The organism is Gaoshiqia sp. US2, assembly GCF_059705485.1.
In genome coordinates this window covers 4,414,939-4,429,146 of record NZ_AP048550.1, presented here as the reverse complement: position 1 = coordinate 4,429,146, position 14,208 = coordinate 4,414,939, and the positions used below count along the sequence as shown (strand labels likewise).

Below are 14,208 nucleotides of genomic sequence, written 5' to 3'. Positions count from 1 at the left end.
TTTTTATCGTGTGACTGTTTTTATTTCTTTTTGATGATTTCTTCCGGAACAATTCCCTGCCTTTGTTCAAAGTCGAACAGGGTTTGGACTTTCAGGTTGAGCAGCTCAATTTTGTAATCGATCAGCGACTGGGCATAAGCCATTTTCTTCTCCGAAAGCTGGGTTTGGAACAGGTTCAGGTCCATACTGGTCAGATCGCCGTTCGCGTATCGTTCGAGGTTAATTTCGTAGGTCAGTTGGGCGTTACGCTCACTCTGTTCTGCAATCTCAATCTGGTTCAGCAAATTTTGCAGCCTCCGGTACACCTGACGAATATCAATAACGATCTGTTTTTTTTCTTCGTCGAGGGTGAGCTGCTGGCTTTTTATGACGGCCTCCTGGGCTTTTATCCGCGATTTCTTTTCGCCCCAGTCCCACAAAGGCACGTTAAATGAAACGGAAACCCGCGGGTTATTTGTCGGATTATCATAAATGTCTCTCAAGTTCGCGTTATCGCCAATGATTCCGATCGACAAATTCATATCGCCCGAAAATTCATTTAACGATTTGGTACGGATCAGGTCAAACTGTGAGCCTTCGACCGAGATTTCGCGCTGACGGATTTCCATGCGGGAACTCAGTCCGTAATTAATGGCGTCCTGCAGATTAACCTCAACCGGATTAACATCGACATTGGTCATCACCATAATTTCGGCAAAAATATCCATCCCGATGTATTGTTTAAACTGGTCTTTATAATTTTCGAGCGTTACTTTTTTGTTTTCCAGGTTCGAACGCGCCGAGGCGAAGTTCAGCTCGGCCTGGTATAGCTCTTCGCGGGCAGCCAGCCCGGCCTCTACCTTATTTTTGGTGATCTCGAAACTTTTCTCGGTATTCGAAAATTCGTCCCGTGAAATGTTCAGGCTCATTTGCGCCATATACACGTTGTAGAAGAACTGGGTGACCTGCTTTTCGAGGTTCAGCTTCTGCATGGCATAACTCAGGTTCGAATTTTCGAGGTCGAGTTCCAGTTCCTTCAACTGAAGTTTCAGCCTGTTGTAGGTAAACAAGGGCTGCGAAAGGCTCAGGTACAGGTTGTTTGTAAACGCCTCGTCGGTTTTTCCGCTGTAGTCGTTCAGACTTTTCTGCCAGCCAAAACGATTAACCAGCGAGATGGTCCCGTCGGTGACCAGGATGGGCTGCGATACGGTAAAGGTACCGGACGAGCCGAAGCTTTCGTTGGTGTACCAGGTCGACGAAAAATCGTCGAAGGTGCGGCTACGGCTGTAATCGACCGGGGTAAGGCTTAAAGCAAGCTTGGATTTCAAAGCGGCCTTCTGCGCGTTCAGCGATTCCTGCGAACGTTCGAGGCTAAGCAATGACCTCCGGATATCCGGGCTGTTTTGCATAGCGATATTCAACGACTTCTGCAAGTCAAGAATATCCTGGGCCAGCAGGAAACTTCCGGGAAGAAAGCACAGAAGTACCAGCAATTGAATTTTAGGGAAAAGGGTTTTCATACAGATGTATTTTATTTGATATTTTCTTATACTGGTTTTGTTCAATTTTGTCTGATGAGTTTAATAGCGTCGGCTACCACCATCCGGGCCTGGGTTTTATTCGACAGCTCAACAACGGCGGTATCGGGCGAAAAATAGAAGACACCGAGGTGGTTCCATCCTTCGTCTGCCGATTTCAGGTTGACCAGCGCTTCCTCGTCGCCGTCGTCGTGATGAATGATGTAATGGTATTCTCCTTTGCTGTCGTCGCCCCCGCGCCGGCCAAACCGGCGGGTTTCCTTGTATATGTAGGCGTAAACGTCGTAAAATCCGCCTTCCTCAATCGGGATATTCCAGCGGGCCAGCTGCTCTCCTTCGCCGGCACGGATGTAATAGGCCGAACGGATGTAAGCCCCGTAAAATCCCGAATTGGTGGTCAGTGTCCAGCTGCGGGGCGGCCTCCAGCCTGAAAATCCGGCATACTGGCCAATGCTTTCCTCTTCGGGAACCAGCCATTTGCGGAGCAGGCTGGTTTCGTCCAGCCGGGTGATCACGAATGAAGGGTCTTCATTATCGAGAATGATCTCGTTATCCTCAACGATCCGCACCGGAATGTCGACAATTTTTTCTCCTTCCTCGGGAATCGCTTTTTTATCCTCTTCCAGGTTTTCGAGCGGAAGACGAATCTCCGACGGGATATTCCGCGAGGTCAGGGTGTTGATGGTGGCCCCGCGCGGGCTGCCGTTTAACAAAAAACTAACCTCTTTGGTTTGGTTTCCTTCCAGATGAATCAGCTTGCTGATGGTTTCAGACGAACCGCCGCCCATACGTCCTCCAAATCCGCCGCCCAAACGAAAATCGACAGAGATGATCCCTTCTACCTGTTCGGTATTGCTCACTTTAAATTTCACCATCGTTTTCAGTTGGTCTCTGTCGAGTACCTTAACGGCTTTCACCTGGCCAATCAGGAATGCAGGAAGCTCTTTTCGGCTAAACCAGCCTTCCATGTACGGAATCAGGTCGATGCCGAAACGCTCCGATACTGCATCGTTAAAATCGTCAATGCTGGTAGTTTTAAATTTGATCTGATTCAGGTAATTATACAGGAAATCCTCAAACTCGGCATCACCGGCCTTTCGCTTGATAATGGAAAATAAGGCTTTTCCCTTTAACTGGATCACATTATCAACCAACTGCAATTGGTCGGGATCTTCCAGAATTTCTTCGAAACTCTGCGTTAGCAGGGCCAGGTTGGCTTTTTCATTTTCAGACATGCCCTGCATGTCGCGGATAAAGCCCATCCGCTGACTGTCGCTTCCGCCTTTTTTATAACTCTCAAATACACGGTCGGTAACGGGCCAGCGATCCGAGTGAATATAGTAGGCATAATTATAGAACAAGGGAAACAGGTAATAGGCGTTCGGCTTTTCCTCAACCTGCATTTGCCCTTGGGAGCGCCTGAAATCGGGGCGTCCCATTTCCTGGGTAAACGACGATATGAAGTTTTGTAAGACGCGGATCTTCTTTTCCTGCGGGGTCATCTCCTGGCTGTTATCCGGGCCAAAGCGCCTCCGGCCTTCCATTCGTCCGTAAAAATCGGCATCGCCAACCAGCAGTCCTTTTTCTGCAAACAAAATCATTTCGGGCTGCACCTGCTCGCTGGCGCCTGTCAACACCCGGCTATACGAAAAATACTGTACCGGGACTTCAACCAGCGAAAAACGATCAAAGGGGTAATACATATCCACCCCGCGCTCATAGTCCTCAAGCGCTTCAAGGATGACAGAGGGGATGGTATCTTTAATTTCTTCAAAGAACGACGAAAAATAATCGTGCCCTTCCTTGACAAACACGCTAAAAGCCAGTCCGTCTATGTCAACCGTTTTCTGCTCGTACTTCCCGATTGACAGGGAAAGCTGGGAAAGCGGATGCGAAGGCGTAAATACAAAGCGATCTTCGTCGTGCTGAACAACTCCCTGCGAAACTGCCGTTAAACCGGGTCTCGTGGTAACTTGCAGCTGATAGTTGCTGAACTGACGGGCAAACCATTGGCTGTTTTTTGTTCCGAAACCGGCGCCGGGTATGGGGTACCAGTTGTTTTCGCGGGTAAGCAGCACATAGTCGGGCGTGATAAAAGCATAGCGTTTATCAATCTGGTACATGAAATTCCGGAAAGCTTTCATCCGGGTTTCGTCATTTATATCGAGGTAACAGGCCGCTTCATTAATCGTGCCTTCATAGGTGAAAACCAGCTCGGCCTGTTGTCCCGGGTCCAGGCTCAGTCCGTCCAGTACGACCAGGTTCAGTTTTCGTTCAAATGGAAGCGGTTTCCCGTTTTGGCTGATCTCGCTGACGATCAGTCCCGGGTTCAGGGTAAAGGTCACGCTTGAAACCGGTTCGCGGTGATTATTTTCGATGTTGAGGCGGGTTTCGCACGAAATTGTTTCACCCAGGTGCGCCAGACTGATGTCGTAATTTTTTACCCGAACCGGTTTGATGGCCGCATACTGATCGTTGAGGCTGATCAGGTCGCTGCGCAGTTTCTGGTCGTTCATGAATGAGCTGACATGCCGGTACCCCAGGTAAACCCCGGACACCAGGCACAGGGTGCCGAGAACCAGCGAAATATAGCGCATCCCCTCCGATTGAGGCAGGCGCCGCAGCAGAATAATGGTAAAGAAAATGCTGCCCAGCCCAAAGAAAAAGTACATGCCCCGGTGGACGAGAATCGTCCCGAGATTTCCGAAACCAACAAAATCGGAAAAAGTCAGCGGAATATTGAAGGCCATATAATCGAACAGGTAATACACTTTATCCTGCAGATAGAACAACGAAATGGCCACATAACCCAGCAAAACCACGAAGGTGACTGCCTGGTTCCGGATAACCGACATGAGCAGAAACGATAAGCCCATGATGAACATCAGGGTGGGCACGCTGATCAGCAAAAAGTAATACAGGTAGCTTTCCCAGTTTACGACGACGTTTTTGGAAATCAGGTTGAAAATCAGGGCAATGGTCAATATAATCAGGTTAAGGACAATAAACACCGCCAGGTTTCCCAGTGTTTTGCCGATTACATATTCTCCGTTTGTCATGGGCCGCATGTAGATGACCTCGGTGGTGTCCAGCTTTTTATCGCGCTTCAAAAAGTCAGAGGCGAGAAAAATCGCGATGACCGCCTGCACCACGTTCAGTAAAAGCAGGTTCACATACGGGATCAGCGAAGGCAGCGCTTTCATGCTCCATTCGCCCACCCCCCCGTTCGACTGAATCAGTACGCCGAGGTTAAAAAAGGTAAGGATAACCATCGAGAGAATCGCGAAGATCCTGAAAAACCAGCTTCGCAGTAAGGTTTTGGTTTCGTACAGGGCAATCGATCGGATATGGTGAAGGGAAATCATGTTTTATCTTTTTAGGTTATATAGCTGTCCACTGATTGAGTTTGTTCTCCATAAAATAAACATAGGCATGTTCGAGGTTCGGATCGATGTGATTTCCGTAATAGCCGTTAATCTCGTCGGCCACCACCTGGATTTCCCATCCTTCGCTGGTGGGCACGGTCGAAATCACCGGGTATTTTTCGTTGATCTCCATGTACTCCGATTCGGTCGCCTTGATCAGCCAGACCTTATCGCCGGCCTGCGCTACCAGGTCGTCGGGAGAACCGCTGTAGGCCAGTTCGCCGCGGTTCAGCAATGCCATGTTTTTGCAGGTGCTCGAAATGTCGCCAACAATATGGGTCGACAAAATAATGACAACATCCCGGGTCGAAATGGTCGACAAGAGGTTGCGGAAGCGGATCCGCTCCTCCGGGTCGAGCCCCGTGGTTGGTTCGTCTACAATGATGATCCGCGGGTTATTGATCAAGGCCTGCGCGATACCGAGGCGGCGCTTCATCCCTCCCGACAACCGGTTGGCCTGGCGGTCGCGCGCTTCGAAAAGCCCCACTTCTTCCAGCATCCGGTCAACCGCACGCGAACGTTCTTTGCTGTCCTTCATTCCGGCAAGCCGGGCGGCGTAGTCCAGAAATTCGTAAGTGGTCAGCTTGGAGAAGAAACGAAAATCCTGCGGAAGATAACCCAGCATTTTCCGGATTTGCTTCCTGTTTTTTACCAGGTCGTAACCATCAACCGTCACTTTGCCATGACTGGGTTTCATCAGGGTAACCAGGATGCGCATCAGCGTCGATTTCCCGGCGCCGTTCGGCCCGAGTAAACCAAACATCCCATCGTTAATCTCCATGGAAATATCGTTGATGGCCCGGTTGCCATTCGGGTAAATTTTACTTAGACCTTCAATGGTGATTTTCACACGTTTTTTTTTAAGTTATCAAATTCAGTTATCAGACTGTATTTTAATGTAAACGTTTAATCTGTTGCCCGTGAATTTAAAAGAGAAAGCCGATAAATTGTATTTTTTCCGACTAACGTTCGGTTTTAAACGGTAAGCCGGTCTGTTTTTATCGAAAATCCTCACAACGCTGATCGGTTTTGCAACCGAACCGGCCCTGCAATCTTCTCAGGATTTAAATCAGGCCGGAACAGAAAAAAGCCGGCAAAATGGTCTGCCGGCTGTTCATCGTTTAATTATTCTGTGAAAAGGAAATGAAGAAAATGCGATCGGATCAATCCGGCACAGGCCTATTCAATCATGATCCTCTCATCGGTATCAGCAGGTTTCTGCCTGATAATTTCAATTTTTTCACGGCCTCCGCTCAATCCTTTTTTCCGGTACGAAATAATTCCCGGGTCATCGAGGTCGATAACATTTCCCTTTGCCCTGAACCGGAATACGTGCGGTGGGGCAGGAGGCACCGGACCTTCGCCGCGAAACTTCATCACATCCATCCCGTCAGGTCCGTCGTGTCGCCGCATCCGGATAAGCTGGCACAACGAATCCTTGCCGGAAACAGCAAAACCGCGCATGACAAATTCACCCTCATCCGGCGACATAAACAGCATCTTCCGATGTTTGCCCTAGCCATCCGGTTCGAATCGTTGAATTCTCCGTTTCATCATGGAGTCGGCTTCAAAAGGAAAATTTCCCTCAAAATGCCATTTGAAATCGCTGTCGCCGTAAATAACGGTATCCATGACTGTTTTTTCACCATCAACGATTTTCACCATTTTCAGGCGTTTGACTTTTTCTTCTTTTTTTGCCTCATCTGCCGATTGGCCGGTTGAGATACCGGAGATTAAAAGCAGGCTTGAAACAAGAAGCAGACTGATTTTAAATTGTGTTTTCATGATTTCTATTTTTGTATTAATTTTTCATACCGGAACAAAGATAGACCCGGGCCCAACCAAAACTGAGTTAATGCCCGGTTAAACTCTGTTAAGGAAAAGTTAAAAGCTAAGCAACTGTTTTTGTATTAGTTATCTTTGATGCATGAACAAGCGGACTTTTACCCTGATTATGGGCCTGATGGGATTGTCGATTATCGGGATCATCGTCATCCAGCTGGTGTGGATCAACAATGCCATCCGGGTAAAAAATGAATTATTCGACCGCAGCGTGAACGATGCGCTGGTGAGCACCGCCCGAAAACTTGAAAACAGGCAGGACATCCGGCACATCAGCCGCTTCGGCGTTCCCGACAGCCTGGTTTGGATCGGACATGCGGGCCCGCCCCCGCCGCCACCCAAATCGGTCAAGATTATCCGCGGTACCGGAGCCCCCGGAAATACCCGCTTCGAAATAATAACCGATAGCGCCCAACAGGTACAGGTGTTCACTTTCAACAGCGATAGCGGAAAAGAAGGGCACAGCGAGAGCTTTGTTTTTGCAGGTAAAGACACCATTTTTACGAACTCCCGTGCCATTTTCAAAGCAAACCAGGCCCGCTTGGATTCGCTGCAGAAAGTTGCCGACGACCTCGGCTTTCAATTCCCGGGCGCCAGGCAGCGTTTCGATCTGAAAACACAACGACTGCGCCAGTTTACCCGGCAGTTTGTGGCCGAAATCTCTGCCCTCGACTATCAGCCGGTGCCCCTTGAGAACATCGGGAAAATGGTGAAAGAAGAGCTTACCGACAAAGGAATCCCCATTGAATTTGACCTGGCAGTGACTGAAAATGACACCATCCGTAAACTGACGGAACAGGCCGACAGCCTGGCCCTGGTGAACAGCAAATACAAAACCAGCTTGTTCCCGCACGCGATTCTTGAGCGGAACAGCAACCTGCTGATCCATTTTCCGGGGCAGGACCGTTTTATTTACCGGTCGGTGTCGTGGCTGCTGGCGGCTTCGCTGCTGTTTTCGCTGATTATTTTACTTACATTCAGCCTGAGCATTCTGTTTATGCTGAAACAAAAGAAAATATCGGAAATGAAGTCGGACTTTATCAATAACATGACCCATGAATTTAAAACGCCGCTGGCCACCATTTCGGTTGCTGCCGATTCTATCGTCAACGAGAAAGTGATCACGCAACCGGAACGGATCAACTATTTTGTAGGCATGATCCGAAAGGAAAACATCCGCATGAACAGGCAAATTGAAGACATCCTGACCATTGCCCGCCTGGATAACAAAGATTTTGAGTTTAGCTGGGAACCCGTGAATGTGCACCTGGTGATCGAAGATGTGGTACACAGCATCCTGCTCCAGGTTGAAGCCCGCGGCGGCGAATTAACTTCCAGACTGAATGCCGTCAACCCAACCATTACCACCGACAAAAACCACTGCGCGAATATCATTTACAATTTGCTGGACAATGCCAATAAATATTCGCCCGACAAGCCGCAAATTACCATCGAAACAAAAAATACCGGCCTCGGCATCCTGATTTCGGTCCGGGACAAAGGCATCGGCATGACGAAAGCCGTGCAATCGAAAATATTTGAACGTTTTTACCGGCAAGCCAGCGGAAATATTCATAATGTGAAAGGTTTCGGGCTCGGCCTCAGTTACGTCAGAGCGGTTATTGAGGCCAACCAGGGAACCATTACCGTGCACAGCGAACCGGGCAAAGGCAGCCGTTTTGATGTATTTTTACCCTTTTTAAGGCAAAGTTAATGGCAACGATGAATCCACATATTTTTTTGGTAGAAGATGAGCCCAGCTTCGGGGCCGTGCTCCAGTCGTACCTCGAACTGAACGACTTTAAAGTCAGTTGGGTCGACGACGGGAAATATGCGCTGGAACGGTTCAGGAACGGAACATACGATATTTGCCTGCTGGATGTGATGCTCCCGAATGTCGACGGTTTTACCATCGGCAAAGAAATCCGCCGGATCGACAAAAATATCCCGTTCATTTTTTTAACGGCCAAAACCCTGAAGGAAGATGTCATCAAAGGCTTTCAGATCGGGGCCGACGATTACGTGACCAAGCCGTTCGACACCGAAGTGTTGATTTGTAAGATCAGGGCCGTCCTCAACCGCGACCACCGGCAAACCAGCCGGCCAGCCGGCGAGTATCAGATTGGCAGTTACCTGTTTCACCTGAAGAAAAGGAGTATTACACGCGACGGGAACGAGCAGCAACTCTCGCCGCGTGAAGCCGAATTGCTTCATTTACTTTGCGAATACAAAAATGAATTACTGCCCCGCGAAACCGCGCTGAAAAAAATCTGGGGCGACGACGGCTATTTTACGGCCCGCAGCATGGATGTATTCATTACCAAACTGCGAAAATACCTGGCCGACGACCCTTCGGTCGGGATTAGGAACATTCACAGCAGCGGCTTTATCCTGAACGTACCCGAATAAAAACGGAACTATCGTCCGGGCTGATAAGCCGACCGGCTTAAAATACCCTGGTAGTTGGTATCCGTCATCAGTTCGGGCAGGCTGAGGTCCGGATTTTTCTTCATATACGACCGCACAATCTGCCAGCCCAGCCATGCGCCCGTCCGTCCGGGAGAATCGGTTGTAAAACCCGATGTATAAGGCGCTTCATCAACATATCGTTTAATGTCCATCCGCTCGGTCGAAAACAGCAGCTTATGTTCGGCCAGGTAGGTCCACATCATTTCTTCACGCGCTTTGCAAAAATCCAGTTGTTTTTTTGTGTAGCCAATCTTCAGTGTATCATGCACTTCGGGCAACATGGCATCCAAAAAGTACAGAATCTTTCCTTCATAGATCATCCGGTCGATCAAGAAGGGAGCGCCGCTTTCGAACGGGAACTCGGTCGATCCCCAGGCGTACATCACGTCAGGAACAATTTTTTGCGGGTGCATATTTCGGCTGATGTAAGCCGGAATACCCAATTGCGGGTAATATTTAAAATCGGCGCCCAGGTACTTGTCCAGGCTGATCCCGATCAGGCTGTCGGTCATGACCACCGACTGGTTAAAACCACTGATACAGGTGTAAATATCCGGTATCACTTTTTCGGGAAAATAATAATGGTAATAGCGAAACGCTTTGGTCATACCGTCTTTAAGTTTGTCTTTACGGATAAGCCGGTCGGCCTTTTCTTTTAAACCAATAATCATGGTGTCGGTCAGGAAAAGCTTTAACTGGCTGTAATAATCCGGATCATCCGGTCCTCCGATCCGGATCATCTCGTAGGTAAAAACCGGCATAAAATCCTTAAAATTTGTTTCAACTTCCGGAAGCTTTTTTTCCGGTTCTTCCGGGGCGGCAAATAAACCCTCGTCCAGGCTGTAAAACCGGAGGTCGATTTGAACACCGGAAAGATCAACTTTAAGCGGATTCCGCTGGCAGGCAACGAACAGCACAGACATAAAAACGGTTAGAAATACACGGTACATCGGCAGCTTTTTTAGGGTACATGGTTCATTTTTTATATAAACCCGGATCGTTTAAATTTATTTCAACGAGTATAAAGAAAAAACGCCAATAACGGAAAAAACGATTTAAACAGATTGATATTTTGAATTTAATATTCGAGATTTGTGAATCAAAACCCGTATTTTCGAGCGTTCAGTTAAACAGAAACACACAGAAACACATAGAACCATGAAAAAAATATTCGCTGTTACCAGTCTTTTTTTTGTCATGCTCAGCGCATCGGCCCAGGAAAGGTTTACCAAATCGTTTCGGCTTGGGTTTACAACCAGCCCGTCAGTTAACTGGATGAGCTCAGGGGAAAAAGAGATTTCGCGAGGAAAAGCCATTGCCGGATTTGATTTCGGGCTGAATGCCGACTTCTTTCTTGATATGCAGGAACGATACGCTTTCACCACCGGATTAGTGGTCAGCAGTACCGGCGGCGAACTCGACTTCTACCTGCCCGATGACTTTATCTTTGCCGGCGAAGTCATCAAACCGGGAAGCAGTATCCGTTACCGGCTGCAATACCTGGAGGTTCCCATGGCAGTTAAGCTAAAAACCAGCGACTTTCAGCGTTGGTCGTATTGGGGGCAATTTGGGCTTTCCGGCTTCATCAATATTGGCGCTAAAGGCACTACCGACGATGGGGTATTAGACAAAACCGATATCAACCGCGAAATTAAATTATTCAACCTGGCCATGAACCTGGGTATTGGCTCCGAGTATGATCTTGGACGGGGCAACTCCTTACAGATCGGACTGGTTTTCAAAAACGGCTTCGTGGATATCACAAAAGATAAAAGCATCCACGATAAAACCATCCTGAATTCACTCTTGCTTAAACTTGGACTGGTTTTCTAATAATTAGCCCTGTTTTTCTGCGATTTCAACTATTTTTGCCCGAGTTAAACCACCTATTGTATGAAGATTGCACTGGCCCAGTTAAATTATCACATTGCCAATTTTGAAGAGAATTCTGAAAAAATCATTTCATCCATTAACAAAGCAAAGGATCAGGGAGCCGATCTGGTTGTTTTCTCTGAGTTGTCGGTAACCGGTTACTACCCGCACGATCTGCTGGAACGAAAAGAATTCATTGAGAAAGCGGAAACCGCCGTCAGACACATTGCCGGATTCTGCACCGGTATTGCCGCCCTGGTTGGCGCCCCAAGCATCAACACAGGCAACCGCGGCAAAAAGTTGTACAACTCAGCCTGGTTTCTGAACAACGGACAAGTAGAGACCATTCGCCACAAATCGCTGCTGCCAACCTACGACATCTTTGACGAATACCGCCACTTTGAGCCCAATCAGGATTTTAATATCATCGAATACAAAGGAAAAAAACTGGCCGTAACCATCTGCGAAGACTTGTGGGACGAGCAACCTACCCAAAATGAATTTGGCCGCGACAAGCTCTACCAAACCTCGCCAATGGCCGAGCTTAGCAAGCTGAACCCCGATTTGGTCATCAACCTGTCGGCCTCGCCGTTCTCGTACAATCAGGAAAACTGGCGTAAAAACATCCTGGTGAAAAATGCCATCCAATACGGACTGCCGATCATTTACGTGAACCAGACCGGAGCCCAAACCGAGCTCATCTTCGACGGCGGTTCGTGCTTTGTAAAAGCCGACGGGACCATTCCTGTTGAACTGGCCTATTTCAAAGAAGATTTTGCCCTGGTTGACACCGAAAACCTGGATCCGGTGGAGCAGGAAAAAACCGGTTATATCGTTAAAATTTACCAGGCGCTGGTGTTGGGTATCCGGGATTATTTCCGGAAAATGAATTTCACCGATGTCGTGCTGGGTTTATCAGGAGGGATTGACTCGGCCGTGGTTTGCGCGCTTGCCGCGGAGGCCCTTGGTCACCAACATGTTCGCGGCATCCTGATGCCTTCGCGGTATTCTTCCAACCACAGCGTGGCCGATGCCATTCAACTGGCCGATAACCTGAAAGTCCGCTACGACATCATCGGCATCCAAAAAATGGTGAACGAGTTTGAAAATGAACTCAGCCCGATCTTCGAAAACCTGCCGCCCGGGGTAGCGGAGGAAAATATTCAGGCCCGAAGCCGGGGAATTGTGGTCATGGCCGTTTCAAACAAGTTTGGCAACATCCTGCTGAATACTACCAATAAAAGCGAATGTGCCGTGGGCTACGGAACCTTATACGGCGACATGAACGGCGGACTTTCCGTTTTGGGCGATGTGTACAAAACGGATGTGTATAAACTGGCCCGGTACATCAACCGCAACGAGGAAATCATCCCCGAAAACAGCATCCTGAAACCGCCGTCAGCCGAACTCCGCCCCGACCAAAAAGACAGCGACTCGCTTCCCGATTATGATATTCTCGACGCCATCCTGTTCAATTACATCGAACTGAACCAATCGCCCGAAGAGATTATAAAAAAGGGATTTGATCGGGGTACGGTATTAAAAACAGTACGTTTGGTGAACCAAAATGAATATAAACGGTTTCAGGCCCCTCCCATTTTAAGGGTCAGTTCAAAAGCTTTTGGTTTTGGCCGGAAAATGCCCCTGGTGGCAAAATATACATAAGTAAAATGCACTTTTTATCAGGCCTTTGAATACCGTGCAAATTTCATCAGATCAAACGGATCACGGGCTGAAAATAAGTTGTAAAAACTTTCATGTTTCACAAATTTGACTAACTTTGATGCTGTAAAACATGTAAATCGGAACCTATGCTGAGTCAAGAACTGGGGATTAAAGAGATTTTTGAAAACCCAAAATCGGTTTTCAGCTTGCTGAGCCCCGAAGAAAAAGATGAACTGCTTACTCATATCACCATCACCTTATTCAAAAAAAACGAATTTATTTATAAAGAAGGTGACAAGCCTGCCGCTTTCATTTTTCTGATCGAAGGGAAAGTGAAAATTTTCAAGGAAGGCGTTGGAGGCCGCGAACAGATTATCCGGATGACCAAGCCCATGGGCTACGTTGGTTACCGGGCGCTGCTGGCCGAAGAAATTCACATTGCATCGGCCGTTACCCTCGAAGATTCGCTGGTTTGCTCGGTGAATGCCGATCACTTTTTTGGCAAGCTCCTGCGAAATGCCGATTTTTCAGGACGGATACTCCGGAAACTGGCCCGCGAACTGGGCTTCTCCAATTCGCGAACCGTTACCCTGACGCAGAAACACATCCGGGGCCGTTTAGCCGAATCATTACTGCTTTTAAAAGAAAAATACGGTTTCGAGAACGACGGCGTCTCGCTGAAAGCATACATGTCGCGCGAGGACATCGCCAACCTGTCGAACATGACCACTTCGAATGCCATTCGCACCCTGTCGACTTTTGCGGGGGAGAAAGTCATTGCCATTGACGGGCGAAAGATCAAGATCCTCGACCTGCACAAACTCGAACGAATCAGTAAATTAGGCTAAAAAAGCGATGCACACCAAGTCCCGCCGAAGCGGGACTTTTTTTTCATAACCGGCAAATGCAGAAAACCTGCTTATTGCTCAGATTTATTTTCAGCAAGATATTTTTTTTGAGTAAAATAACCAGCAATGAACAGATTAATAAAAAGCAGATTTATATCATTGGATCTGCTTGCACTGACAAATTTAATGACAAAAGTGATATTGATCTGTTCGTGTCATTTAAAGATCTGACAGTTGAACCGTACACAGACAACTATTTTGAACTGCATGATATACAGGAGTCAATAAACTCAATTAATGATTATCCGGAAAATAACCGTGATTTTAATGCTTATAAATCCAAGAAACTTCTTCGCAGAGGAATTGAGCGGGAGTTGGAAATAATCGGAGAAGCGACCACCCGGATCAAATATGGACCTTTCTGATTCAAGACGTATCGTTGATCTAAGAAATTAGGTATCCACGGATACGACAAGGTTGATGATGTTATTTGGGGTATAGTCTCAAAGGAATTACCGAAATTAAAAGAACAAATTACCCGATTGACAAACCAGTAACTCCGGATTTCAA

At 47.7% G+C, this 14,208-nt stretch carries 12 protein-coding genes; 6 read left to right on the top strand and 6 right to left on the bottom strand.

Annotated elements, in window-relative coordinates; genetic code table 11:
- Positions 1 to 20: 20 nt before the first annotated feature.
- The 5 genes from AC6H3C_RS17495 to AC6H3C_RS17475 form a co-directional block, all read right to left on the bottom strand.
- Positions 21 to 1,499 (bottom strand): TolC family protein, encoded by a 1,479-nt coding sequence (locus AC6H3C_RS17495; protein WP_497516714.1) that lies wholly within the window; start codon positions 1,497 to 1,499, stop codon positions 21 to 23.
- A 41-nt stretch (positions 1,500 to 1,540) separates the two neighbouring features.
- Positions 1,541 to 4,882, bottom strand: a complete 3,342-nt coding sequence (locus AC6H3C_RS17490; RefSeq protein WP_497516713.1) for a golvesin C-terminal-like domain-containing protein — start codon at positions 4,880 to 4,882, stop codon at positions 1,541 to 1,543.
- A gap of 16 nt (positions 4,883 to 4,898) precedes the next feature.
- Positions 4,899 to 5,792, bottom strand: a complete 894-nt coding sequence (locus AC6H3C_RS17485) for an ABC transporter ATP-binding protein (RefSeq protein WP_497516712.1) — start codon at positions 5,790 to 5,792, stop codon at positions 4,899 to 4,901.
- Positions 5,793 to 6,121: 329 nt separating this feature from the next.
- Entirely contained in the window at positions 6,122 to 6,442 is a 321-nt protein-coding gene (locus AC6H3C_RS17480) for a hypothetical protein (RefSeq protein WP_497516711.1), read from the bottom strand.
- Positions 6,443 to 6,457: 15 nt separating this feature from the next.
- Complete coding sequence (locus AC6H3C_RS17475; RefSeq protein ID WP_497516710.1) at positions 6,458 to 6,727, bottom strand: hypothetical protein; 270 nt, start codon at positions 6,725 to 6,727, stop codon at positions 6,458 to 6,460.
- Between the two features lie 142 nt (positions 6,728 to 6,869).
- Here AC6H3C_RS17475 and AC6H3C_RS17470 point away from each other — a divergent pair, with 142 nt between their 5' ends.
- The gene (locus tag AC6H3C_RS17470; RefSeq protein WP_497516709.1) at positions 6,870 to 8,498 is read left to right on the top strand and encodes a sensor histidine kinase; all 1,629 of its coding nucleotides are present in this window, start codon (positions 6,870 to 6,872) and stop codon (positions 8,496 to 8,498) included.
- Between the two features lie 8 nt (positions 8,499 to 8,506).
- On the top strand, positions 8,507 to 9,193 hold the full coding sequence (locus tag AC6H3C_RS17465) for a response regulator transcription factor (RefSeq protein ID WP_497516708.1): 687 nt from the start codon (positions 8,507 to 8,509) through the stop codon (positions 9,191 to 9,193).
- An 8-nt stretch (positions 9,194 to 9,201) separates the two neighbouring features.
- On the opposite strand, the gene gldB is transcribed toward AC6H3C_RS17465, so the two are convergent.
- Entirely contained in the window at positions 9,202 to 10,203 is a 1,002-nt protein-coding gene (gene gldB / locus AC6H3C_RS17460) for a gliding motility lipoprotein GldB (RefSeq protein WP_497516707.1), read from the bottom strand.
- Positions 10,204 to 10,411: 208 nt separating this feature from the next.
- On the opposite strand from gldB, the gene AC6H3C_RS17455 reads away from it, so the two are divergent.
- The 4 genes from AC6H3C_RS17455 (at position 10,412) to AC6H3C_RS17440 (ending at position 14,063) form a co-directional block, all read left to right on the top strand.
- Positions 10,412 to 11,086 carry a porin family protein gene (locus AC6H3C_RS17455; RefSeq protein WP_497516706.1) on the top strand — a complete coding sequence of 225 codons (675 nt, stop codon included), beginning with the start codon at positions 10,412 to 10,414 and terminating at the stop codon, positions 11,084 to 11,086.
- A 60-nt stretch (positions 11,087 to 11,146) separates the two neighbouring features.
- Entirely contained in the window at positions 11,147 to 12,790 is a 1,644-nt protein-coding gene (locus AC6H3C_RS17450; RefSeq protein ID WP_497516705.1) for an NAD+ synthase, read from the top strand.
- 146 nt (positions 12,791 to 12,936) lie between these two features.
- Positions 12,937 to 13,638 carry a Crp/Fnr family transcriptional regulator gene (locus AC6H3C_RS17445; protein ID WP_497516703.1) on the top strand — a complete coding sequence of 234 codons (702 nt, stop codon included), beginning with the start codon at positions 12,937 to 12,939 and terminating at the stop codon, positions 13,636 to 13,638.
- 56 nt (positions 13,639 to 13,694) lie between these two features.
- On the top strand, positions 13,695 to 14,063 hold the full coding sequence (locus AC6H3C_RS17440; protein ID WP_497516702.1) for a nucleotidyltransferase domain-containing protein: 369 nt from the start codon (positions 13,695 to 13,697) through the stop codon (positions 14,061 to 14,063).
- The last annotated feature ends 145 nt before the right edge of the window (positions 14,064 to 14,208 follow it).

Bases quoted from the DNA above. Each gene is read 5' to 3' on its own strand.
- AC6H3C_RS17495 (WP_497516714.1), bottom strand. From the start codon at position 1,499: ATGAAAACCCTTTTCCCTAAAATTCAATTGCTGGTACTTCTGTGCTTT.
- AC6H3C_RS17455 (WP_497516706.1), top strand. From the start codon at position 10,412: ATGAAAAAAATATTCGCTGTTACCAGTCTTTTTTTTGTCATGCTCAGC.
- AC6H3C_RS17450 (WP_497516705.1), top strand. From the start codon at position 11,147: ATGAAGATTGCACTGGCCCAGTTAAATTATCACATTGCCAATTTTGAA.
- AC6H3C_RS17490 (WP_497516713.1), bottom strand. From the start codon at position 4,882: ATGATTTCCCTTCACCATATCCGATCGATTGCCCTGTACGAAACCAAA.
- AC6H3C_RS17445 (WP_497516703.1), top strand. From the start codon at position 12,937: ATGCTGAGTCAAGAACTGGGGATTAAAGAGATTTTTGAAAACCCAAAA.
- AC6H3C_RS17475 (WP_497516710.1), bottom strand. From the start codon at position 6,727: ATGAAAACACAATTTAAAATCAGTCTGCTTCTTGTTTCAAGCCTGCTT.
- gldB (WP_497516707.1), bottom strand. From the start codon at position 10,203: ATGTACCGTGTATTTCTAACCGTTTTTATGTCTGTGCTGTTCGTTGCC.
- AC6H3C_RS17470 (WP_497516709.1), top strand. From the start codon at position 6,870: ATGAACAAGCGGACTTTTACCCTGATTATGGGCCTGATGGGATTGTCG.
- AC6H3C_RS17480 (WP_497516711.1), bottom strand. From the start codon at position 6,442: ATGCTGTTTATGTCGCCGGATGAGGGTGAATTTGTCATGCGCGGTTTT.
- AC6H3C_RS17440 (WP_497516702.1), top strand. From the start codon at position 13,695: ATGCAGAAAACCTGCTTATTGCTCAGATTTATTTTCAGCAAGATATTT.
- AC6H3C_RS17465 (WP_497516708.1), top strand. From the start codon at position 8,507: ATGAATCCACATATTTTTTTGGTAGAAGATGAGCCCAGCTTCGGGGCC.